Origin of the sequence: Rhodococcus sp. 05-339-2 (genome assembly GCF_002258965.1) — a bacterium.
GTDB lineage: Bacteria > Actinomycetota > Actinomycetes > Mycobacteriales > Mycobacteriaceae > Rhodococcoides.
This window is the reverse complement of record NZ_NOYW01000004.1, coordinates 355,791-378,296: the sequence shown is the minus strand read 5'-3', so window position 1 is coordinate 378,296 and position 22,506 is coordinate 355,791. Positions and strand designations below refer to the sequence as shown.

The 22,506-nt window shown below is 64.1% G+C and carries 24 protein-coding genes; 11 read left to right on the top strand and 13 right to left on the bottom strand.

Annotation, left to right across the window (positions count from 1 at the left end; translation table 11 throughout):
- Window positions 1–21: 21 nt before the first annotated feature.
- Both CH273_RS02770 and CH273_RS02765 read right to left on the bottom strand, forming a co-directional pair.
- On the bottom strand, window positions 22–240 hold the full coding sequence (locus CH273_RS02770) for an ANTAR domain-containing protein (RefSeq protein WP_082322533.1): 219 nt from the start codon (window positions 238–240) through the stop codon (window positions 22–24).
- 120 nt (window positions 241–360) lie between these two features.
- Entirely contained in the window at window positions 361–669 is a 309-nt protein-coding gene (locus CH273_RS02765) for a WhiB family transcriptional regulator (protein WP_094630240.1), read from the bottom strand.
- Between the two features lie 332 nt (window positions 670–1,001).
- Here CH273_RS02765 and CH273_RS02760 point away from each other — a divergent pair, with 332 nt between their 5' ends.
- The 3 genes from CH273_RS02760 to CH273_RS28070 are packed head-to-tail and all read left to right on the top strand — an operon-like array spanning window position 1,002 to window position 2,081.
- Entirely contained in the window at window positions 1,002–1,433 is a 432-nt protein-coding gene (locus tag CH273_RS02760) for a hypothetical protein (protein ID WP_143546166.1), read from the top strand.
- A 25-nt stretch (window positions 1,434–1,458) separates the two neighbouring features.
- Complete coding sequence (locus tag CH273_RS02755) at window positions 1,459–1,959, top strand: flavodoxin domain-containing protein (protein WP_032396124.1); 501 nt, start codon at window positions 1,459–1,461, stop codon at window positions 1,957–1,959.
- Window positions 1,956–2,081 carry a hypothetical protein gene (locus CH273_RS28070; RefSeq protein ID WP_256991277.1) on the top strand — a complete coding sequence of 42 codons (126 nt, stop codon included), beginning with the start codon at window positions 1,956–1,958 and terminating at the stop codon, window positions 2,079–2,081. The genes CH273_RS02755 and CH273_RS28070 overlap by 4 nt, the downstream gene beginning before the upstream one ends.
- On the opposite strand, the gene CH273_RS02750 is transcribed toward CH273_RS28070, so the two are convergent.
- The 3 genes from CH273_RS02750 to CH273_RS02740 all read right to left on the bottom strand — a co-directional run bounded on the left by CH273_RS02750 (window position 2,068) and on the right by CH273_RS02740 (window position 5,991).
- The gene (locus tag CH273_RS02750; protein WP_082322532.1) at window positions 2,068–2,628 is read right to left on the bottom strand and encodes a flavodoxin domain-containing protein; all 561 of its coding nucleotides are present in this window, start codon (window positions 2,626–2,628) and stop codon (window positions 2,068–2,070) included. The genes CH273_RS28070 and CH273_RS02750 overlap by 14 nt on opposite strands.
- A 97-nt stretch (window positions 2,629–2,725) precedes the next feature.
- The gene (locus CH273_RS02745; RefSeq protein ID WP_032396123.1) at window positions 2,726–5,116 is read right to left on the bottom strand and encodes a phosphoketolase family protein; all 2,391 of its coding nucleotides are present in this window, start codon (window positions 5,114–5,116) and stop codon (window positions 2,726–2,728) included.
- Complete coding sequence (locus CH273_RS02740) at window positions 5,113–5,991, bottom strand: universal stress protein (RefSeq protein ID WP_032396122.1); 879 nt, start codon at window positions 5,989–5,991, stop codon at window positions 5,113–5,115. The genes CH273_RS02745 and CH273_RS02740 overlap by 4 nt, the downstream gene beginning before the upstream one ends.
- A 149-nt stretch (window positions 5,992–6,140) precedes the next feature.
- Between CH273_RS02740 and CH273_RS02735 the strand changes: the two genes are divergently transcribed.
- The 3 genes from CH273_RS02735 to CH273_RS02725 all read left to right on the top strand — a co-directional run bounded on the left by CH273_RS02735 (window position 6,141) and on the right by CH273_RS02725 (window position 8,676).
- Window positions 6,141–6,536 carry a DUF6153 family protein gene (locus CH273_RS02735; RefSeq protein WP_032396121.1) on the top strand — a complete coding sequence of 132 codons (396 nt, stop codon included), beginning with the start codon at window positions 6,141–6,143 and terminating at the stop codon, window positions 6,534–6,536.
- Between the two features lie 81 nt (window positions 6,537–6,617).
- Window positions 6,618–7,244, top strand: a complete 627-nt coding sequence (locus tag CH273_RS02730; RefSeq protein WP_032396388.1) for a DUF305 domain-containing protein — start codon at window positions 6,618–6,620, stop codon at window positions 7,242–7,244.
- 109 nt (window positions 7,245–7,353) lie between these two features.
- Entirely contained in the window at window positions 7,354–8,676 is a 1,323-nt protein-coding gene (locus tag CH273_RS02725; protein WP_032396120.1) for an NAD(P)/FAD-dependent oxidoreductase, read from the top strand.
- Window positions 8,677–8,684: 8 nt separating this feature from the next.
- Here the strand turns inward: CH273_RS02725 and CH273_RS02720 are convergent, their stop codons facing one another.
- From CH273_RS02720 to CH273_RS02695, 6 genes are read right to left on the bottom strand one after another with little or no spacing between them, the layout of a single operon-like run.
- Entirely contained in the window at window positions 8,685–10,094 is a 1,410-nt protein-coding gene (locus CH273_RS02720) for an FAD-binding oxidoreductase (protein ID WP_032396119.1), read from the bottom strand.
- Window positions 10,091–10,633, bottom strand: a complete 543-nt coding sequence (locus tag CH273_RS02715) for a gamma carbonic anhydrase family protein (RefSeq protein WP_032396118.1) — start codon at window positions 10,631–10,633, stop codon at window positions 10,091–10,093. Before CH273_RS02715 ends, CH273_RS02720 begins: the two co-directional genes overlap by 4 nt.
- Entirely contained in the window at window positions 10,630–11,421 is a 792-nt protein-coding gene (locus CH273_RS02710) for an SDR family NAD(P)-dependent oxidoreductase (RefSeq protein WP_032396117.1), read from the bottom strand. Before CH273_RS02710 ends, CH273_RS02715 begins: the two co-directional genes overlap by 4 nt.
- Complete coding sequence (locus CH273_RS02705) at window positions 11,418–12,302, bottom strand: PCC domain-containing protein (protein ID WP_032396387.1); 885 nt, start codon at window positions 12,300–12,302, stop codon at window positions 11,418–11,420. Before CH273_RS02705 ends, CH273_RS02710 begins: the two co-directional genes overlap by 4 nt.
- Entirely contained in the window at window positions 12,299–13,891 is a 1,593-nt protein-coding gene (locus tag CH273_RS02700) for an AMP-binding protein (protein ID WP_052049721.1), read from the bottom strand. The genes CH273_RS02705 and CH273_RS02700 overlap by 4 nt, the downstream gene beginning before the upstream one ends.
- Window positions 13,888–15,057 (bottom strand): thiolase domain-containing protein, encoded by a 1,170-nt coding sequence (locus tag CH273_RS02695; protein WP_032396385.1) that lies wholly within the window; start codon window positions 15,055–15,057, stop codon window positions 13,888–13,890. The genes CH273_RS02700 and CH273_RS02695 overlap by 4 nt, the downstream gene beginning before the upstream one ends.
- Before the next feature lie 245 nt (window positions 15,058–15,302).
- Between CH273_RS02695 and CH273_RS02690 the strand changes: the two genes are divergently transcribed.
- Entirely contained in the window at window positions 15,303–16,385 is a 1,083-nt protein-coding gene (locus CH273_RS02690; RefSeq protein WP_032396116.1) for a zinc-dependent alcohol dehydrogenase, read from the top strand.
- Here the strand turns inward: CH273_RS02690 and CH273_RS02685 are convergent.
- Window positions 16,372–17,583, bottom strand: a complete 1,212-nt coding sequence (locus CH273_RS02685; RefSeq protein WP_032396115.1) for a PucR family transcriptional regulator — start codon at window positions 17,581–17,583, stop codon at window positions 16,372–16,374. The two genes, CH273_RS02690 and CH273_RS02685, sit on opposite strands and share 14 nt — an antisense overlap.
- Before the next feature lie 180 nt (window positions 17,584–17,763).
- Between CH273_RS02685 and CH273_RS02680 the strand changes: the two genes are divergently transcribed.
- On the top strand, window positions 17,764–19,110 hold the full coding sequence (locus CH273_RS02680; RefSeq protein ID WP_032396114.1) for an MFS transporter: 1,347 nt from the start codon (window positions 17,764–17,766) through the stop codon (window positions 19,108–19,110).
- Window positions 19,111–19,192: 82 nt separating this feature from the next.
- Here CH273_RS02680 and CH273_RS02675 read toward each other — a convergent pair whose 3' ends face one another.
- Window positions 19,193–19,588 (bottom strand): hypothetical protein, encoded by a 396-nt coding sequence (locus CH273_RS02675; protein ID WP_032396384.1) that lies wholly within the window; start codon window positions 19,586–19,588, stop codon window positions 19,193–19,195.
- Between the two features lie 80 nt (window positions 19,589–19,668).
- Here CH273_RS02675 and CH273_RS02670 point away from each other — a divergent pair, with 80 nt between their 5' ends.
- From CH273_RS02670 to CH273_RS02660, 3 genes are all read left to right on the top strand, one after another.
- Entirely contained in the window at window positions 19,669–20,946 is a 1,278-nt protein-coding gene (locus tag CH273_RS02670; protein WP_032396113.1) for a hypothetical protein, read from the top strand.
- Window positions 20,947–21,123: 177 nt separating this feature from the next.
- Complete coding sequence (locus CH273_RS02665; protein ID WP_371828374.1) at window positions 21,124–22,089, top strand: alpha/beta hydrolase; 966 nt, start codon at window positions 21,124–21,126, stop codon at window positions 22,087–22,089.
- Between the two features lie 105 nt (window positions 22,090–22,194).
- Window positions 22,195–22,491: a hypothetical protein gene (locus tag CH273_RS02660; RefSeq protein WP_032376174.1), complete on the top strand. Its 297-nt coding sequence runs from the start codon at window positions 22,195–22,197 to the stop codon at window positions 22,489–22,491.
- Window positions 22,492–22,506: the final 15 nt, after the last annotated feature.

Sequence of the window (22,506 nt, the reverse complement as noted above, 5' to 3'; positions counted from 1 at the left end):
GTGCGAGGCCATCTTCTTTCTTCACGGGGCTGTGGCCCGCCGAATATGGTCGAGTGCCACTTCGCGCAGCTTGCGATTGGAGCGCTGAGACTGCTCGGTGAGCATGTCGAACGCAGCCTCCGGGCCGATGCGATGCATGGCCATCAGGATGCCCTTGGCCTGTTCGATGGGTGCGCGCTTGTCGAGAGCCTTCTGCACATCACTCGGCTCGCCGACGTGAGAAGACTCCCCTGCATCCATGCGCACTATTGTCACCCGAGTTGGAACGCCGCAGGTCAGACACTAGATGACGCGCCGAAAACGCGTCGAAGAGAGTTGTCGCCGTGACCTTGTTCGTAGCGTTCCGTTACCGCGCCGTGATCAGGCCGCAGGGTTGGAAAGTGGCCGCCCGATGAGGAATTCGAGCGTCCGGTACGCGTCGGTACGACGACCGTTGCTCGCGTTGTCGTGATACGCGGCACCGGCGACGACCACTCCCACCGGAATGCGACCCGACTCGATGTCGCGAGCCGTCTGCTCGGCGCACTCACGCAGCACCGGGCAGTCGGCGCACAAACGCCACGCCCGCTCTGCTCGCTTACGTCCATGGCGGGGAAGTTGCTGCGAGTCGTATGCATCCATGTCGTCGATGCACGCACCTTTGAGGCGCCAGACCTGGTCATCCGTCATCGTCGTGATCCGTTTCGCGTCGTGCCGATCGTTCCACGACCTCTGTTCCCCGTTGCGAGAAACTCGAAACACCCAAATACCTTGCGCCGCCCCTGGGCCCGCCGGAGTCGACCGGGTAGGACGGCGCAGACGTCAGGCGGAGTTCAGCGCCGAGTGCCCGACCGACGGCAGCACCAGATCTCGAAGATGCCGCACCCCCGCCGTGAAGGCTCGACACCGGCCTCGAACTGTTGGGTCGTCCTTCGACCGGTGAGCCGCTGCGGGCGAGAAGTCCCCGCGACGGTGGACCTTATGCTCTGGTTTAAGACATGCCCTGAGGCCACGATGAACCCATGATGCCCACTACGCGGGCGCTCGCCCCCCGGAACCGACGATGGCCGTGGCTGGGTGCGGTGTGCGCCGGAATCTCCGTCAACGCGTTCGCCGGTGCGATCGGATTGGCCTCCGGTGCGATCGACCTCGGTGCCGAGGCGCAGGCGCGGTTGCCGATGTCGAGCACATCTCTGGCCGCCATCGCATTGGTCCTGGTGGTCGGTGTCCCGATGGGAGTGGCGGCCGCGTCGGCGCTCGCAGGCGGCGGCAAGACCGGACCCATCGCTCACACGGCCGGGGTGCTGCTTGCTGCCTGGATCGTGGTTCAGCCGATGGTGATCGGTGAAACCAGCTGGCTACAAGGATGTTTCGGTGCGTTGGGCGTCATCGTCGCGGTTCGTGGGTGGCGAATAGCAGCGCTCACCGACCGTCTGACGGCTCGCCGTGCATGACTCCAGAGACGAAAGGGCAGAACGCATGGAAATACTGGTCGCGACGGCGGGGCGTCACGGGGCAACGGAGTCGCTCGGGCAGGAGATGGCGCGGGTGTTTCGGCACGACGGTGTCCAGGTGGATCTGTGTGCTCCCGATTCCGTCGACGACGTCGACCGGTACGACGCTGTGGTCATCGGCAGTGCCGTCTATTCCGATCGTTGGGTCCCGTCGGTCAAGGGCCTGGTAGACCGGGTGTCCCGGTCGGCGCATCCGCCCGTGTGGCTGTTCTCCTGCGGACCGTTGCATTCGAGTGAGCGACCGGTCAACGACACCGCCGATGCCGCACACGCAGTGTCGGTGTTGGATGCCCGTGCGCATCGAACGTTTCCCGGACGGCTCGATGTGGACGTGCTGTCGGCAGGGGAACGGCAGGTGTTCTTCGGTTCCGGTGCGAGCGCCGGAGACTTTCGAGACTGGGTAGCGGTGTGCAACTGGGCGCGGGAGATAGTCGCCTGTCTCACGGTCGCGGAGACGGGCGCGTGACCGACTCCAGCATGGCCGAATCCACTGTCGGCCAGGAGCTTCTGTCGGCCAGGAGAATCGATGTCCCGACTGCCGTCGCGGTCCGCCGGGTGGACTGGCGGTACCTGCTCACGGAGAAGTAGGGCCCTGATCCGTCGACCTCGTCTGCTCGGACAGAGAGCCGGAGTGCGGCAGCCGTTCGACGAGTACCCCACAGATGTCTTCTGCCCAACGGGAGATATCGGCGGGAGATCGGCTGTCGCCATCGGGGGCGTTGATCAACCCGACGATCACCCGCTCGAAACGCGACAGACGTGATCGGTCCAGCTTGCCTCCGAATGTTCGATGCTCGACAGCCCAGTCGGCCTTCGTTCCTTTCGGTCGAGCTTCGGCAGCAGTGCTTCCGTCCACCGGACCACTCGAGAAGAGCCACACCGGAATCGTTCTCAGTTCGGCCTGTTCCCTGGCGACCAACGCGCGCGCGTCTCGGAGCCACCTGCCCATGTACACGCCGCTACCGATGATCGCGGCGTCGTACTCGGCGATGCTGTCGACGTCGGACGCGTCACGAACCTCGACCGTCGACCTGTTGTCGTGGCGGGACAGCTCGCGGGAGAGATCCGAACCGAGCCAGTATCCGATCTCTCGGGTGGATCCGTGGCGGCTGGCGGTCGCGATCAGTACTCGCATGGTGTGTCCCCGTCGTCGGTTCGGTTTCGGTCGAATTGCCGTGAGGTTCGATGAACCACTGTGCACCGTGCCATTTCGCTCTCCATCGGTTCGGCAGTCACGACCACCGCCACTGCCGAATCTCCGGGAGATCCTCGAAGTGCTCTCGGATGTAGGCGTCGTGTCGTGCGAGTCGGTCCTGGCAGTGCTGTCGCAGTTCCTCGGCACCGGCCGGCGCAGTGCGCGCTCGGTCCAGTGCTGCGAGCGCGAGGTGATACCGACTGATCTTGTTCAGCACCACCATGTCGAACGGTGTTGTCGTGGTGCCTTGTTCGATGAATCCGCGAACGTGGAACCGTTGGGGTTCGGGTCTGCCGTGCACCAGTTGATGCACCGCACGGGGATAACCGTGGAACGCGAAGACCACATCGACCGACGCGGTGAACAGATCCACGAACTGCTCGTCGGAGAATCCGTGCGGATGATCGACGACGGGGAGCAGCGCCATCAGATCGATGACGTTGACCACGCGAACCCTGAGTTCGGGAGTCCACGTGCGCAACAAGTCTGCGGCAGCGAGGGTTTCCTCGGTCGGCACGTCGCCGGCACAGGCCAGAACTATCGCGGGGTCCTCGCCGGCATCGGCCACTTCGGTGCCGGCCCAGTCCCAGCGGGACGCACCGGCCGCTGCGTGCGCGCGTGCCTCGGGAAGCGTCAGATACTGCGGGTGACTCTGCTTGTCCACCACCAGAACGTTGACGTGACCTCGACTGCGGAAGCAATGATCGGCAACGGCGAGCAGGGTATTGGAGTCCGGTGGCAGCCATACGCGCACCACGTCCGGCGCCAGGGGAATCACCGCGTCGATCAGCCCGGGACCCTGATGGCTGAATCCGTTGTGGTCGTTGCGCCAACACGTGCTGGTGAGCAGCACGTTGAGCGACGCAACGGGTGCGCGCCAGGGGAGCGTTGCCGCGTGCTGGAGCCACTTGGTGTGCTGGATCAGCATCGACACGCTCACCATGGCAAAGGCCTCGTAGCTCGCGAACAGGCCGTGTCGACCCGACAGCAAGTACGCCTCGAGCCAGCCCTCGCACAGATGCTCGCTGAGCACCTCCATCACGCGGCCGTCGGGACCGAGATCGTCGTCGAACTCGGTGGTCGGCAGCTGCCAGCACCGGTCGGTGGCCTCGAACACGGCCTGCAGGCGGTTGCTCGCGGTCTCGTCGGGACAGAACAGGCGAAAGTTGCCGCCGCCGTTCGGCTGTGCGTTGTCGAGGTAGATATCGCGCATCATCTCCCCGAGTACGGTGGTCGTCTCGTGCGACGTGCGACCAGGGGACTCGACGGTGAGCGCGTAGTTCTCGAGGTCTCGAATGACCAAGGGCTGCAGCAGCACACCGCCGTTTGCGTACGGGGTGGCACCGAGACGTTCGGTGCCCGACGGTGCGAGCTCCCGAATCGACGCCACCGGGGCACCGTTGTCGTCGAACAACGATCGGGGATCGTAGGACAGCAGCCACTTCTCGAGCAGTTCCAGGTGTGCAGGATTCTCCCGGACACCCGACAACGGCACCTGGTGCGCCCAATGGGTGCCCTCGATGCGCTTGCCGTCCACCTCGTGCGGACCGGTCCAGCCCTTGGGCGTACGCAGAACGATGGCGGGCCAGGCGATGTCGCCTCGTGGGTTGCCGCCTCGCGCGGCGTGCCGAACTCTCCCGATCGCATCGTGGGCGCGGGTGAGGGCAGATTCGAGGGCCGGGAACACCTCTCGCGGGTCGGTGCCCTCGACGAAGATCGGTGTCCACCCCTGGCTTCGTAGGAAGCGTTCGACTGCAAGGTCGGCGCTACGACCGAGAACCGTCGGGCCGGAGATCTTTCCATCGTTGAGATGCAGGATCGGCAACACTGCTCCGTCACGGACCGGGTTGAGAAAGGCGGGGATCTTCCACGAACCGGACAGGGGACCGGTTTCGGCCTCACCGTCCCCGACTACACAGGCGACGATCAGATCGGGATTGTCGAACGCTGCGCCGGCGGCGTGGACGAGGGCGTAGCCCAGCTCGCCGCCCTCGTGAATGCTGCCCGGGGTCTGGACGCTCACGTGGCTCGGAATGCCTCCGGGAGTAGAGAATTGACGGCACAGCCGTCGGACTCCGTCGTTGTCGAGCGAGACGTCCGGGTAGATCTCGCTGTACGTGCCTTCGAGGTAGGTGTTCGCCACCATCGCCGGGCCGCCGTGTCCCGGCCCGGTGACGTACAGCCAGTCCGAATGGGTTCGGCGAATCACGCGGTTGAGGAGGGTGTAGATCATCGACAGACCGGGACTGGTGCCCCAATGCCCGAGCAGTCTCGGCTTGATGTGCTCCGTTTCCAGTGGCCGACGCAGCAATACGTTGTCCTGCAGGTAGATCTGAGCCACCGTCAGATAGTTCGCCGCAGCCCAATAACGCAGGTCTGCGTCCAGTTTCTCGGAATCGTATGTGGTGTCGACGGTCGGCGTGGTCATCGGTTCGTGGGAACGACGACGACGGGAACGTCCACCGAATGCAGCACCGCACGTGAGGTGGAACCGAGAAGCATCGACGCGAATCCGCCCCGACCACGGCTCCCCACGACGATCAACTGCGCAGTATCGGACGCACGGACCAGTTCACGAACCGGCCTGTCCCGAACCACCACCCGGTGGATGGTGACGTCCGGATAGTCCTCCGACCATCCGGCCAGGCTCTCCGCCAACGACGTCTTCTCGGCGAGTTCGGAGTCGACCCACGGTCCCTCGTCGTCGCGCGTCAACACGCTGCCCAGTTCGAGGTCGCTCCAGGCGTGCACCGCAATGAGGTCGACCCCCCGCAGCGATGCTTCCTGGAGGGCGAACCCGATGGCCGGTTGGCTGTTGGACGTGCAATCCACACCGACGACGACCGGCCCGTCGCCGACGATGGTCGACTTGATCACTGCCACAGGGCATTTGGCGTGCGATACCACCGCGGTGCTGACCGACCCGATCAGTCCACCGGTGAACTCGCCGAGACCCCTCGACCCGACGACGATCATGGCGGGTGCGACGTCGAAATGCGTCAGGTTTCTTGCAGCGGAGCCGTGCTCGAGTCGAGTGTCGAGAATCAGCGAATTTCCGGCCGCCGTCTTGTGCGCAGCATCGACCGCTGCGGTCAGCACACGCTTGGCCTCTATATCGGGGTCCGTGAACGCGCCCATCCGAAGGCTGATGGCGTCACCGTAGGTTCCCGGTGCAAACAGCGACGACGTGACCAGCTCGAGCGGGGCGTGGCGTCGAACAGCCTCGCGCGTCGCCCAGCGGACCGCGCCGAGGGATGTGGCGGATCCGTCGACTCCGACGACTATCCGGTTCGATGCAGTCATGACCTTGTCCCGTCCATTGACCTTCGCGTGTGGAACACCTCGAGCATTACCGAGTGGGGCCGATGCGGACAGAGGCGGAAGTCCTTCGGTGCGGGGCGGAAGTCCCTACCAGTTACCCCTGGGGGGTATGTCTTGCTATCGTCGATGTCATGCATTCAGTGATCCGACGCAGTCGCCCGGGCTTCGCCTCGGCGACCGGATTGCTGATCGCGCTGACGATCTTCGGGGTGCTGCTGATGCACTCGGTGACACCGACCATGTCGGTGAGCAGCGAACACGCTGCCATGGCGTCGACGACCCACCACGAGGATCCGGTACAGGTGGCAGTCGGTGAGCACGACTGCCCGCCGACGCATCAGATGATGCATCCGTGCGCGGGAACCACGGTGGCGTGGGCTGCGTTGTCGGTCCCGGCGACGAGCGTCGATGTCGTCCACGCCCCGATGTCGGACGACGGTATCGGTGGGCGCACCGACTCCATCTCGGAGCGTGCGCCGCCGTGGACCCTCTGGGAGCTGGACAGATCGGTGACCTTACGAGTGTGACATGCAGTCCGGTGGAGGCACACCACCGGCGGATCGGCATACCCAGATCCCTGTATTTCGCACTTGTTCAAGGAGATTCACATGCGTACAACACTCGTCTCTTCGCTGGCCGCTGCCACCGTGAGCGCATTCCTTCTCGCCGGCTGCAGTAGCGACGACTCGTCGATGGACGGCCATTCGATGGGCTCGCCGAACTCTTCGTCGGAATCCTCGGCGTCGTCTGACCAGGCCGACGCGTCGGCAGAATTCAACGATGCGGACGTGATGTTCGCGCAGATGATGTACCCGCATCATGCGCAGGCGGTCGAGATGGCGGCAATGGTCGAGGGCCGCACCGAGAGTCCGGACGTAGTGGCCTTGGCGTCGGCGATCGAAGCCGCTCAGCAACCCGAGATGGACCGGATGACCGCCTGGCTCACCGAGTGGGGCCAGCCCATGCCCGACATGAACATGGACATGGGCGGAATGGACCACAGCTCGGGCATGGGCATGATGACTCAGCAGGACATGGACGCATTGAGTGCGGCCACCGGTGGCGAGTTCGACAGTCAGTGGCTGACGATGATGATCGAGCACCACGAAGGTGCGATCGAGATGGCGAACGTGGAGATCGAAGACGGGACATTCCCGCAAGCGCAGGAGATGGCTCGCATGATCGTGGCCTCACAGCAGCAGGAAATCGACACCATGCGGACGTTGCTCGGCTGAGCTGCACCGAAGCGAGGGCCGCATCCCCGTATCGGGGGTGCGGCCCTCGAGTAGGCTGAAAAATCGGAGAATCCTTCTCCGTACATCGGTCCGAGGGAGACAGTTCGCAATGGCACGTCGACGGGTTGTGGTCATCGGTGGAGGATTCGGCGGACTCCACGCGGCACGGCGTCTGCGCAACGAAGACGTCGATGTCACCGTGCTCGAGCGCGGTACCTCGCACGTCTTCCAGCCGCTGCTCTACCAATGCGCCACCGGTCTGGTGTCGGAGGGCTCGATCGCCAGTCCGCTGCGACACCTGCTGCGCAAACAGAAGAACGTGTATGTGGCACTGGGTGAAGCGACCTCGGTGACCCCCAGTGTCGACGGCTCAGCGGGTGACGGCGGAGTGGTGACGGCGAGCCGATTCGACGGCTCGACCTTCGAGCTGCCCTACGACTACCTCGTCGTCGCCGTCGGAATGCAGCAGGCGTACCACGGCCACGACGAATACGTGCAGTGGGCACCGGGCATGAAGACCCTCGACGACGCCCTCGCGATCAGGCGAAAGTTGATCTCCGCCTTCGAGATGGCCGAGTCTCTCCCCACCCCCGAGGAGCGCAGGCCGTGGCTCACCTTCGCGGTGGCCGGTGGAGGCCCGACCGGAGTCGAATTGGCCGGTCAGATAAGAGAACTCGCCACCAGAGCGTTGGCAAAGGAGTTCGATTCGATTCACCCGTCGGAAGCGCGAGTTCTGCTGTTCCACGGCGGCGACCGCGTACTCGAATCCTTCCCCGACTCGCTGACGAAGAAAGCGCAACGCACCCTCGATGCCGTCGGCGTGGAAACGCATCTCGGTGTGCACGTCACCGACGTCACGGCCACCGACGTCGAGGTCACAGCCAAGGCCGAACCCAAGACCGTCACACGCTACGACACCCACACCGTGCTGTGGACCGCAGGCGTGGAAGCTGTCCCGTTCGTGAAGCAACTCGCCGACGCCATGGGAGTGGAGCAGGACCGATCGGGACGCATCGCCGTGCAACCGGATCTCTCGATCCCCGGACACCCCAACGTCTTCGTCGTCGGAGACATCATGTCGCTGAACAAGCTTGCGGGAGTCGCCGAGGTGGCCATGCAGGGCGGCCGAGCGGCGGGCGCGGCAATCGCAGCGGACCTATCCGCTTCTGCGCGAAAGGATTTCAAGTACCGAGACCTCGGCACTGCGGCCTACATTGCCCGCGGACACGCACTGGTGCAGGCCGGGCCGCTGCGCATGTCCGGGTTCCTCGGCTGGGTCTCGTGGGGCGTCATCCACATCGCGTTCCTCGCCGGCAACCGCAATCGCGTCGGGACACTGATCAACTGGGCCGCAACCCTGGCCACCGGCACCCGACGCGAACGAGCCATCACCTACGGCGACCCCGAAACGGCGCGGAAGCCGTACAACTGAGACCGACGTCAGTCGCTGTAGGTGTCGACCTGTGGCCTCGACAGGAGTACGGCACCTGGGTTCAGGATTCCGGCCGGGTCGAGAGACTCTTTCAACGCCCGCTGCACCGAAATCGACACTTCATCGTGCTCGACAGTTAGCCACCTGCTCTTCAGCCTGCCCACACCGTGCTCACCGGTGATGGTTCCCCCGAGTGCGAGGGCGCGACGGGTGATCGCATCGAACGCGGACACCGCTGCGGCGCTACTGGCCGGATCGGCGGCGTCGTAGATGATGGTCGGATGCAGGTTGCCGTCGCCCGCGTGCCCGAAGACGCCGATGGTCAGATCGTGTTCGGCAGCAATCTCTTCCACTGAGGTGATCAGATCGGTGATGGCAGAGCAGGGAACAGCGACATCGTCCAGTAACCAGTCGCCGAGACGTTCGAGCGCAGGGAGCGCGAGTCGACGGGCTTCGAGCAGCATCGCCGCCTCCACGGGATCGGAGCCGACGACCACATCCTCGGCCCCGAACTCGGTACAGATGGACTCCAGCACGGTCATAACGGATTCGGCATCGGCGTCGTCGCTCTGAATCAGCAGTAGCGCTGCGGTGGTGTCGCCGATTCCCATCTTCGTCATCTCGTCGACTGCCTTCACCGTGGTGCGATCGAGGATTTCGAGCATCGATGGGGTGATTCCTGCGGAGGCAATCTTCGATACTGCCGAACCTGCCCCTTCGAGAGTGGGAAAGGCGGCGACAAGGGTGTGCGGGTCACGCGGTGCAGGCAATAACCGAACGGTGATCTCGGTGATGATGCCGAGGGTGCCTTCCGAGCCGATGAGTAGATGCGTCAGGTCATATCCCGCAACACCTTTCACGGTGCGCCGGCCAGTTCGTAGGACCCGCCCATCGGCCAGCACCACTTCGAGACCGAGGACAAAATCGCCGGTGACGCCGTACTTCACGCAGCACATTCCGCCCGCATTGGTCGCGACGTTACCGCCGATGGTGCTGAAGGTGACGCTGCCTGGATCCGGCGGATAGAACAGACCGGCCTCCGATGCCGTGGTGCGCAGATCGGAAGTGATGACCCCCGGTTCGACGACGGCGAGGCGGTTGACCCTATCCAGTTCACGTATTCGGGTCATCCTATGCAGACTCAGCACAACCGAGTGGGCAGAGGCGTTGGCTCCGCCGCTCAGTCCACTCCCTGCACCGCGTGGTATCACTGCGATCGAATGCTTGCTTGCTGCCGCCATGCAGGCCACGACATCAGCGGTGGTGCGAGGCATGAGCACCGCTGCCGGAACCTCGCTGTGGGTGAACTGGGACTGATCGCGGGCATACCCGGCCAAGATATCCGGGTCCACGACGACGATGTCGGCGGGCAGAGCATCGACGAGGGCTGCGATGTCGGTGGTTGCAGGAGCATTCATCGGAGATCCTCGACAGCTGCCCGATGTTCTCGAGCAAGTTCGACGTAGTGGTGGGCATTGGTGCCGTTCGCCTCAACAGTCTCTGCATCGAGCGTGCGCCGGATCTTGCCGGGAACACCCGCAACCAACGACCCCGCTGGAATCACGGTGTGCTCGGTGACCACAGCCCCTGCGGCGATCAACGACCCGGCACCGATGACGGCTCCGTTCATGATCACTGCACCCATTCCGACGAGGACGCCGTCCTCGACGGTGCAACCGTGCAGGATCGCACCGTGACCGACGGACACGCTGTTGCCGACAAGAACCGGCATTCCAGGGTCCGCGTGGATGACACAGTTGTCCTGAATATTGGTTCCTGCGCCGATGGTGATGGGTTCGGCGTCGGCGCGCAGCGAGGCTCCATACCAAACACTCGTGTTCTCCTCGAGTGTCACCGCGCCGACGACGGATGCGTTCGGGGCAATCCAGGACGACTGTGGGACAACAGGTCGCTTCGATCCGAGGGGCACAACAACACCTGTCTTCGGGGTGGTCACAGTGCCCGCACCGCCAATCCGCCGTCGACAGGCAAGCAGACACCATTGATGTAGGCCGATTCGTCCGAAGCGAGAAACACTGCGGCGTTCGCGACGTCCCACGGTGAGCCCATCCGGCCGGTCGGACTGCTGGCATGTCGAGCCGCCATTGCCTCGGCTGCAGCGTTCGGGTCCACCAATTGGCCTGTCACCAAGGGAGTATCGATCAGACCGGGGAGAACCGCGTTGACCCTGACGCCCTGGGCCGCATATTGCAGGGCCAGGGCGACGGTCAGCTGATTGACGGCCCCCTTCGTTGCGCTGTAACTCGGGTAGTTGAAGCCGGTGTAGCGAATGCTGGCGGTGGAGGAGACATTGACGATCGAGCCGCCGCCGTGCGCGAGCATCGCAGGCAGGACGTGCTTGCAGGTCAAAAAGACTCCGGTCATGTTGACGGCTACCGATCTGTTCCACTGTGCAAGATCGAGTTCGGTGATGTCTCCGACGCCCGCTGCGCCGACGTTGTTGTGCAACACGGTCGGTGGGCCCAGCGCCTCGATGGCCTCTGCCACTACCGATCGAACTTGCTGCTCGTCGGTCACATCGGCAACCAAAGCCACCGCGCTGCCTCCTGCGGCGGTGATCTCCGCGGCGGTCAACTGGGCTTCGGCGTGGTTGCGGTCGATAGCGGCAACGGTTGCACCTTCGCGGGCGAACGCAAGCGCAGCAGCGCGGCCGTTGCTCAACGCCGCGCCGCTCGAACCGGCACCGAACACCAGCGCAACCTTGCCTTCGAGTCGGCCGGTCATCCCGAGATCTCCTCAACCAGAAGCTCGAATGTCACCGCGACGAGATTGCCGCGCTCGGCGAGTTCGCCGGTGTGCACAGTCCCGTGGCGATCGATGGCGCAGACCGACACGTGCGCCTCGGAGAGCCGGTCACCGTCGACGCTCGCGTGGCCGGAGATAGTCACTTCCGTTGCCGGCCCGTCGGCGACAGCGGTGCCGTCGCCGCGAATCAGCGTGGCCCCGACAAGGCTGCCCAGGCTGCCGCGGACCGATGCGGTCTGCATTCCCGCGTCGATCATGACGCGTCGGATGGCGTCGTGTATTTCGACGCCTGGCCGCACGCGCGTCATGACAGCACGGTGAGAACTGCTGAGCGACACAGCTGTCGGCGACGGAGTGAACACCGGCATTGCGGTCTCGTCGTCCGCGCCGCTGGTGAGAGCAACCGAATCGAAAGCATGCACAATTGCCTCCACCGGAGTGGCGCCGACGATAGTGTCCGGCCAGAGATGACCGCCGCGGAGGACACCGTCCGCGTCGAACCAAGCTGCATGGCAATGCATGAAGCGTTCGCCGTCCCGGCGACCTACCGTTGCACTCCCCGCAACGATGGTGGCAGGCGCTGCGGTCTCGAACGTCTCGCTGTACCAGGCTGCGCGAGAACCGTCGGTGCACAGTGCCGGGATGCAATAGGAGACGCGGGACAATGGTCCACCGAGCAGTTCCACCTGCGCCGAATCGGCACCCAGGCGCGTCAGTGCCTCGTCGATCGCGTCGACAAGGCGGCGGCCGGGAGTCAGCGACAACCGTTCGACCGTGGTCCCCGTCGTAACGGACTCGAGTCGTTGCGCCGCTTGTTCACCCGGGTGCACAAGCGGTTTCAGGACCGTGGAGGCGGTCATGATGCCGTCTCCAGGTTCTTCGCGTACGGGCCCCACTTCTGCTCGGCAAGTTCGTCACGAATCGTTCGCTTGACGATTTTGCCGTAACCGGACTTCGGCAGCGAGTCGCGGAACAGGATGTAGCGCGGAACCTTGTAGCGAGCCATTCGCTCACCGAGCCAGGCTGTGAGTTCCTCGGCCGTCACTGTTCGGTCGGTGCTCCGAACACACACTGCAACACCGACTTCACCCCACTTCGGGTCCGGTACACCGAGCACCGCGACCTCGTCGATCGCGTCATGGGTGAGGATCTTCTCCTCGATGTCGCGCGGGTGAATGTTGGAACCACCCGAGATGAACATGTCCGACGACCGGCCGGTGACGTAGACGAACCCGTCCGTATCCACGACGCCGAGGTCGCCGGTACGAAACCAACCGTCCCTGAATGCCTTTGCGTTCGCCTCGTCGTTGTCGAGGTAACCGGCGAAGACGGCGGGTCCGGCGACGCACAGTTCACCGATGTCGCCGGGCGGAACCTCGTGACCGGTTTCGTCCTGGACGCTGACCAGCATGCCGGTACGCGGATAACCGCACGTGGACGCGGCGAGCCCTGCGGGTATCGGCCGTCCGTGCTCGGCACTGGGGAGGACGGTGATGTTGCCGGTCACCTCGGCGAGGCCGTAATACTGAACCAGGACCTCGCCGAGTACCGCGCGCGCTCGCTGCTGATCCGGGGCGTACATCGGAGCGCCGGCGTAGATCACATGCTTGAGCGAAGAATGGTCGTGCCGGTCCACTGCAGCGTCGTCGACGAGAACCTTCAGAATCGTCGGCACGGTGAACATGTTGGTCACCCGCTCCGATTCGACCAGGCTCCACACGTCTTCGGGAACCAGGCTTGCCGACGAAGGCAGAACCGTCGCGGCACCGCGTGCAACCTGTGGCAACATGTGCACACCTGCTCCGTGGGACAGCGGCGCGACAACGAGTGATACGTCGTGGCGGTCGGTGGTCGGCATCAGATCTGCGAGGTGATTGTTGATGACGAAACCGAGCTGATCGTGCGTCAGAATTGCGGCCTTCGGGGTGCCACTGGTGCCGGATGTGAAGAAGTACCAGGCCGGATCTCCCTCCCAGGTGGCCAGGGTTTCGGGCACCGTCGTCGACGACGTGATGTCGGCGACGGAGTCGGCATTCTCGCTCTCGATCCACAGGACTCCCGCGGGCAGACCGTGCGCGGCCTGGACTGCATCGACGTGCGAGGCGGTCGACGCATGTCCGATCATCACACTGGGCCTGCACACCTCCGCAATGACCACGACGTCGTCATCATGCAGCCGCGAATTGACCGGTGCGAGAACAGCACCCACGCGCCACGTTGCGAACATAGCTTGGATGAACTCGGGATGGTTGGGGCTGTCGAGCATGACGACATCGCCCTTCTGGACGTCACGGCGCTGCAGATCTGCGGCCAATGCGTCGACACGTCGATCCAGATCCTGCCAGGTCCACCTCGTGGTGCCGTGCACGACGGCGGTACTGCCGGGGAGGCGCCGAGCGGTTTGCTTCAATATCTCTGCCAGATTCGCAGCACGTCTCGGCATGCTCATCGGACTCCCTCCAGAACGGTGGCGTAGTTCGCGACTGCTGCTCCGCCCATATTGAAGACCGCGGCCCGATGCGCGTTTGGCAACTGCATGTCTCCGGCCTCGCCGGTCAATTGCATTGCCGCCATGACGTGTTGGGACACGCCCGTAGCCCCGAGTGGATGCCCCTTCGCCTTCAGGCCGCCGGATCGATTGACCGGCAGCAGCCCGTCGGCCTCGGTGCGGCCCTCGGTCAACACCTCGCCGCCCTTACCGGGCTCGGCAAGTCCGAATGCCTCATATTGCAGAAGCTCCGCGATAGTGAAGCAGTCGTGCGTCTCGATCAGGTCCAGCTCCGCGAGGGTGACCCCAGCGGCGGCGAGGGCTCCGCGGAATGCGCGGGCACCACCGTCGAACGCAAGCACGTCATTGCGTCGGGCCAACGCGAGGTGATCGTTGGCTTGATGACGACTGAGAATGCGGACCGAACGGCGCGAAGTGCTAGCAACTTCCGGCAACGCGACGACCATGGCGGCGGCACCGTCGGACACCAGGGAACAGTCGGTACGCAGTAGCCTGCCCACGACAGCAGGGTTCTTGTCCGACGGCGTCGCGCAGAAATCGAACCCGAGATCGCGTCGTAGATGCGCGTAGGGGTTGTCTACACCGTTGCGGTGGTTCTTGGCTGCGATGCGGGACATCGCCTCCCGCGGATCACCGTAGCGGTCGGCGTATTCATCGGCGAGAGAGGCGAATACACCAGCAAAGCTGCCCATGTGCTCCTCGGTTGCCCGATGAGAACCAGAAAGGAGAATGTCGTTGATGGCGTCGTTCGAGGTGGCCGTCATCTTCTCGGCACCCACGATCAACGCGACTCGGCCTCGCCCTGCCTGCAGATAGTCGAGTCCCGTGTAGAGGGCGGCGCTGCCGGTGGAGCACGCATTCTCCACGTGCACAGCAGGAACGAGAGCCAGATCGGGCTGACCGGCACCGACGAGTGCGCCCTCGAAACCCTGCCGGGAGAAGCCGTTGTTGAACACGCCGACAGTGATGATGTCGACGTCCGCGGCGTCGAGTCCCGCGTCGGCGAGAGCGCTGACCGACACCTCGGCGATCAGCGACTCGACGTCCGGGCTCTCACTTTTCCCGAATTGGGTATGTGCCCAGCCGATGATGTGCGGTGCGCTCACGTCTGTCCTCTCGTCATGTCGCGTGAGGCGGATCACGTCCCCACGCCCTGTCATGGTCGTCGTATGCCACGTTGCGGTGCACCGTCGCAGGACGAGAGGACTTGCAGCGAATTCCTCTCGTTGTCGAATGCCGCTGTTGCGACAGCGGGAGGAAAGCTGGACTCGTTTCCCCTCTCTCGGCTCGATGATCGGGAACGGCTGTCGCAACAGACTGAGTGCACATCGACACAGAATGAGGGGCTGACGTGCGCGCAGTGCTCAAGACCGAACCTGCTCCGGGCTTCGACCTGGTGAACGACTACCGCGAGCAGGACCTGGAGCGTGGACACGTTCGCATCGAAGTCGGTGCAGTATCGGTGTGCGGAACCGACCGCGAGACGTACGAGTACGGCCCGGCAGTCCGCGACCTCGGCTTGCGGTTGCCGGTGGTGACGGGGCACGAATGCGCAGGCACCGTGATCGAGGTTGCCCCCGACGTATCCACATTGCGCGTCGGAGATCGCGTTGCTGTCGAGACTCACGTCGCGTGCTCGGACTGCTACCAGTGCGCACTCGGTAATGCCCACAATTGCCTGCGGATGGACCTGCTCGGTCTGACGATGGACGGCGCATTCGCCGAGCGAGTGGTACTCCCGGCGTCGACGTGCTTCCGACTACCGGACGAGCTGACACTCGAAACGGCTGCCCTCCTCGAACCTGCGGGGAGCGCGATGCACGCTGTGCAACGGAGCGGGCTGAACCTGGACGGCGCGCACGTCCTGGTCAGTGGTGCCGGGCCCGTCGGTCTGGCCGCGCTGCAGATTGCTCGCGCGAAGGGAGCCGAAGTGCTTGTGGTCGAACCGAACTCGCACCGCGCCGCAATGGCAGTCGAACTTGGTGGATCGCTGGTGGCGTCGGGTGAACACCTTGTGGAGCGGGTGTGGGAAAGGACCGGCGCGGCGCAAGGCGTCGACTTGGTTCTCGAATGTTCCGGAGCCCTCCCTGCGCTTGCGGCTGGATTCGACGTCGTCCGCCGTGAGGGCACCATCGTGAGCGTCGGGTTGACCAACCGACCTCTCGAACTGAACGCGACACGGCAGTTGATCAGCCGGGGACTGACCCTGCGCGGCAGTTTCGGTCGTCGGATCTGGGATTCGTGGACGGAACTTGCCGGCCTCGTGGCATCGGGAAGCGTTGATCTTTCTCGTCTGGTCTCGCACCGCATGGAACTCGAAGATGTGGAAACGGCGATCGGGATGCTGTCCGGTGACGCATGCAAAGTGGTCCTCTATCCGCAGGGAGTGCCGGCGGAGCTTCGAGATTCGGCCGTGTCGCTCAACGCCCTTTGAAGGGCGGGAACGGATCGAATCCCTCGGCTCTCATGGCATCGGCGACGCGTAATCCGAGGTGCAGGTGCAGACGGACGGTGCCGTCGTCGAGGTCGATGTCGACCGCGTCGCGGATGCGGTCGAGTCGGTAGTACAACGTGGTTCGGTGAATGAAGAGGGCCTCCGCGGCTCCCGGGCCGGATCCAGCGTGGTCGAGGAAAGCCCGCAACGTATCAAGCAATCGGCCGGACGGGTCCACCTCGGCGAGGCGGCGTAGCTCCTGTGGAACCGCGGTGATGTCGAATTCCTGTGTCGGGATCCTGGCCAGTACGCCGAGGACCCCGGCACGTTCCCAGCTGACGACCGAGTCCTCACCGAATCGGCGCGCGATGGTGGCGGCGAGGCCGGCCTGCCGTGCGGACAACCACGCCTCGTTCATCGCAGGTACGAGCGCTCCGATTCCGGCTTCGACACTCGTGCCGCGGCCTGCCACGTCTGCTGCGTCGCGCACCATCGTTCGGGCCTCGGCGACGACAGTGTCCAGGTCGCGTGCGGCAGTCGCCAGGTACACGAGATGCCCGGCGGCGCCGTCCACACTGTGCAGCGCATCGCCGCGACTGCGGGAACGAGCGGCGACCAGCGCATGCCGCAGCGCGATCGCAGTCAGGTCGCTGTCCTTTCCCTGCCGCAAGGCCAGGGTGACTACGCGGACACCTCCGGGTATGACAGCCAGCTCGGCGAGGGCACCCTCGCGCGCAGACTCCTCGGCCCCGAGTGCCGCAGTCACCAGGGCCTCGGATCGACCCGAATCGAGTGGCATTCGGTCTGCCACCATCAACGGGGCGACCTCGTTCGCCACTTCACCGATTCGAGCCAGATCGGCATCGGTGACAGTTTTCTCGGCATCGATCACAAGGATCATGCCCAATGTCTCGCCGCGCCAGCGAATGGGCACGCCTGCACGGGCGTGAAGACCGAGCGCTTCGGACCCGTCGATCCTGCCGGGCTTGGTCCATTGACCGATGCCGCTGGACAGCAGAAAACCGATAGCCTCGCTGCCTGCATCGCGGTTCAGAATAGCTCTGATCCGAACGGGGTCCTCGTCGCCGAAGTGGCGGCTTGCGAACAGCATTCGTACTTCGGGGTCGTTGACGACGACCGATCTGCCGAGCTCATCGGCGAAGCGGTCGACCACAGCTTGGACGCTGTCTCTCGACATGGGCCGAGCGTACGCGTGGTGAGTTCGGCCCGAAGGGGCCCTATACGGTGCGTTCGACAAAGAGAGGAAACTAGGAGCTCGAGGTTCGTCAGTAAACGGTCGTGACTCAGGTCACTGCGGGAGCACAGTGTGTAAGCCCGCCTCATGTGGTGGGTCTCGGATCGAAGACTGGAGTGATAGATGACGTCACGCACCCACCTGCCCGGCGCTGCGACGCCGGACAACGAGATGGCCACCCGCGTGATGCGCAAAGTCGCACTGCGCCTGATTCCGTTTCTCGGGCTCGCCTATTTCCTGAACTACATCGACCGGACGAACATCTCGTTCGCCAAGTTGACGATGAGTGAGGATCTCGGCCTGACCGAGACAATGTACGGACTCGCCAGCGGCTTGTTCTTCGTCGGGTACATCCTGTTGGAAGTGCCGAGCAACCTTGCTCTCCACAAGTTCGGTGCGCGTCGTTGGATTGCTCGAATCCTGGTGTCCTGGGGACTTATTGCGGCCCTGATGGCATTTGTACCCAACGCGACCTGGCTGAACATCGCCCGTGTTGCGCTCGGTATCGCCGAGGCCGGCTTCTTCCCCGGCATCATGCTTTATCTGACGTTCTGGTTCCCCAGGGCAGTGCGAGTCCGACTCGTCGGCGTGTTCATGGTTGCGCTACCACTGTCGAGTGCGTTCGGTGCACCGATCTCGGCGGCGATCATCCAGTACTGGGACGGTCTGTTCGGCCTGGAAGGATGGCGAGTGATGTTCCTCGTCGAAGGAATCCCGACGGTGTTGCTCGGCATCGCGGCATGGTTCTACCTCACCGACCGGCCGCGTGAAGCCAAGTGGCTGAACGCGGATGAACGTAGCTGGCTCGACAAGCGTATGAACTCCGAGCACTCCGAAAAGGCCGAGTCCGGCCACGGGTCCGTTCGTGATTCACTGCGTAACCCGACGGTGTGGCTACTCGGCGTGACGTACTTCGGCATCGGCTACGGGTTGTTCGCGATCAGCTTCTTCCTGCCGACAATCGTCGCCGGATTTGCCGAGCAGTTCAACACCACCTTCTCGATCGCCGAGAACGGAATGATCGTAGCGGTGCCGTTCTTCATCGCCTCGGTTGCGATGATCCTGTGGTCCAGACGATCCGACCGCCGCAAAGAGCGGATGTGGCACCTCATTGCCCCGACTGCCCTTGCTGCAGTGAGTGTTCCGATCGCGATGTACATGAGCTCGCCGTTCCTCACCATGGTGTTCATCACGCTCACCGCAGTGGGAATCTTCTCCGCACTGCCGATCTTCTGGTACTTGCCGACAACCTTCCTCACCGGGGCTGGAGCCGCAGCGGGCATCGCGCTGGTGAACACCATAGGTGCATCGGCCGGACTGGCGGCGCCCTACATGACGGGCTGGCTGCTCGACACCACCGGAACCTCGAAAGCGGGCCTGTGGGTAGTGGGCGCTTTCATGGCCATGGCGGTGGGACTGCTGTTCGTGGTACAGGCTCGACTGCGCAAACTCGATCGAGAACTGGTGTAAGTGTGTTGTAGTAATTCCGGTGTTGGCCCGACCGCAATCATGTTCGGGCCCACACCGGTTGATTGGTTCAGTCGGCTGCGAATCAGCCGATGCCGGGGATGAAGCCGGGGTAGACGAAGTGCCCGGGACCGCCGCCGGGCAGCAGCTGGCCCGTCGAACCCGGATAGTTCATGTTCAGCAGAATCAGCTTGTGCGGGTTGCCATTCGAATCGGCCTGCCAGCAGGAGCCGAGCACGCCGTGAAATCCGGTGCACACGATGCGGGTGCTGTTGCCGTAGGGCGAGGTCAGTCTGTTCTTGCTGACGAAGGGGTTCCAGTAGTCCGGGTCCTGAGGAGTGAGGAAGCCGGTGACGTCCTGTGGGGCCGTCGGACTCGGGTACGGCGGAGGAGTGGGCCATTCGTCGGCCGCGGCGGTTCCCCTGCCGAGGGCGGCGGCACCTGCAATGACACACGCGATGACGGCTGTGCGACGAAACATCTCGATCGACTCCTTCGCTGGGGCTGGTGACCGATAGACCATAGACACCCGCTCCGAGGCAGCACCTCTAAGTTCGAGACATGATCGCAGATCGGTACGGGTCCGTTCTGGCAACGGTATGCGGTGGATTCGTTGCCGGATACTCGATTCGGGAATCGCTCGGCTGGGACATGTTCCACATCGAGTCGTCGGGCAAGTGGTACGGGGCATTCGTTTCCGCGCAATGGGCAGGCTTCCTGGCCGTGTCGACGGCCGTGCTCGTGCTGGCCGTCGCGCATTCTCGGCGCTCCTCGGCACCGGCCGCAGTGGCCGCAGTGCTCGGGGCGGTGGTGATCGCACTGCCGTCGTTCGTGCCGATCGCCGCCAATCAAGCGGTGACCACCAACGCCCTCGGTGCGGGCGCTCTGGTGGGCGTATGCGGTGTGATCGCCGGCGGACGCAGAGTTCCGTCTGCCGGTATCGCAACAGGGCTGCTGGGCTCGATGCTGTTCTACGACGCGATCTCTGCTCTACGAGGACCGCGTGAGGGGCGGTGGATGGATGGTCTGGCACCGTATTACGTCGAGTCGACCGTCCCACTGCTCGTTCTCCTCGTGACCGCAGGGCTTCTTGTCACGATGGCCAGGCGAGCACTCGTGATCGGATTCGAGGCGGCCGATGCTGCAGTCATCGGTGTACTCGCATTCGTGTACCTGATCGTCTACACCTACCTCGGCAACACGGCGTCGACGACGAGGCTGTGGATGTTCGCCGTGGTGATCGCCGTCGTATCGACGTACGCCGTCGCGCTGAAGCTCGACGGTCGCGACGGGAGATACCTCATGCTGGGGTTGGCGATCGCGGTGTCCGGGGTGAACTCGCTGGGATGGTCCAACGCGTCGTGGTGGGTATTCGCTGCCGCCGCTGTGCTGTTCGTCGGCGCAGTACGGGTGGGTCTGCACCGAGACCTGTCGACCCTCGCGCTCGTGCTGCTCGCCGTGGTCACGGCCACCGGTCTGCTCGCGATCGACGACGGTACGGTCAATGTCGTTGGAACCGTTGCGTATTGCACTCTGTATCCGGTCGCCCTCGGCCTGGCCGTCGGATCGATGCAACCGGTGCGCGCGATGGCGTCGAGCATCACGCCCCTGATTCCGTTCGCGCTGACGCTGTTCTGGGTGTCGGCTCCGGTGCCGCCGCGAGAATTCTTCTGGACGGACGGCACATCCGACGACTACGAGCGGCCCATCGTCTCGCTGTATTCGCCGCTGCCCGTGGGTGTGGTGACTGCGGTGATCGTCGTCGCGGCCTGCATTTTCGCCACCCGCGGCGACCGCCCGGACCATCACGATCGAGTCTCGGAATCGTCCGGTCCGTGACGCTTCGGACGGTTGCTCGAGGTAACGTCACCTCATCTTCGGCCGATGTAGAGACTCGACCGGTGTAACTCGACGAAAAGGTGAAACAGCGTGCCACGATCTCGACGACACGGCTTCCGGCGAATCGGTTCGGCTACGGCCGTCGCCCTCGCAGTGGCGATTCTTCCGACCGCGCTGATGACGCCCGTCGCGTCCGCAGACGAATTGCCTGCGGCCACGACGCAGTCGAGCAACGGATCGCGAATCGAGTCGGTGAACACCCTCGACAACCGCCAGGTTCAGCTCCAGGTGTTCTCGGCGTCGATGAACCGCACCATTCCCGTGACGGTGCAGCGGCCCGCCGACGAGAGCGTGTCCCGCCCGGTGCTGTACCTGCTCAACGGCGCAGGCGGCGGCGAGGATGCAGCATCGTGGCAGTCGCAGACCGACGCCGAGGCCTTCTTCTCGGACAAGAACGCGTACATCGTGACCCCGCAGAAGGGCAAGTGGTCGTACTACACCGACTGGCTGCAGGACGATCCGAAGCTCGGTAGCAACAAGTGGAGCACCTTCCTCGGCGAAGAACTGCCCCCGCTGATCGACGCCCAGTTCGACACCAACGGCCGCCAGTCGCTCGCAGCGCTGTCGATGACGGGCACCTCGGTTCTCAACATCGCGATCAAGTACCCGGGCAAGTTCACCGGCGTCGCTGCTTACAGTGGATGCGCTCAGACCTCCGACCCCATCGGTCAGCAGTTCGTGAAGCTCGTCGTCGAGACCTACGGCGGCGGCAACGTCGAGAACATGTGGGGACCGCTCGACGGCCCCGTGTGGCGCGAGAACGATCCGCTGCTCAACGCCGAGAAGCTCCGCGGAACGCAGATCTACATGAGCACCGGTAGCGGCCTGCCGGGTGCACCGAACGACACCTTCGCCAACCCGCGCCTGAAGAACGATCCGGCGACGCTCGCCAACCAGGTCATCGTCGGCGGCGGCATCGAAGTTGCCACCAACTTCTGCACCTCGAACCTGGCCAAGCGCCTCGACCAGCTCGGCATCCCGGCCACCGTGGACTTCCGCCCGATCGGAAACCACTCGTGGGGCTACTGGCAGGACGACCTGCACAAGTCCTGGCCCTTCCTGGCGGGATCGCTCGGCATCTGATCCTCGGAACACCGAACAACGGCCACCTGCACCCCGCGTGCAGGTGGCCGTTCTTCGTTTCCCGAGGCGGTGGATCGGTGCAGAAATCGAACGTATGATCGAACGATGGCACGGCGCGCACAACCTCGACCGGCGTCCGCCGTGCGCCCCTTCAAGTTGCTCCGCCCGCCGCTGAAGGTCTGGATCGACCTGAACATCCTCTATCCACTACCGCCACACCACGCGTCGAAGTTCAACCCCGAGGGATTCGACGTGCGACGCGTCGTACCGGGAGATCTGGTCGAATGGTCCATCACCGTGGACGGGGATTGGCTCGGTCGCGTCACGTACGAGTTGATGTCGCGAGACCGAAGCGAAACCGTCACGCACTGGGTGCCGAGCCGGGCACTCAAGCCCCTGTAGGGACGACAAGAGCTG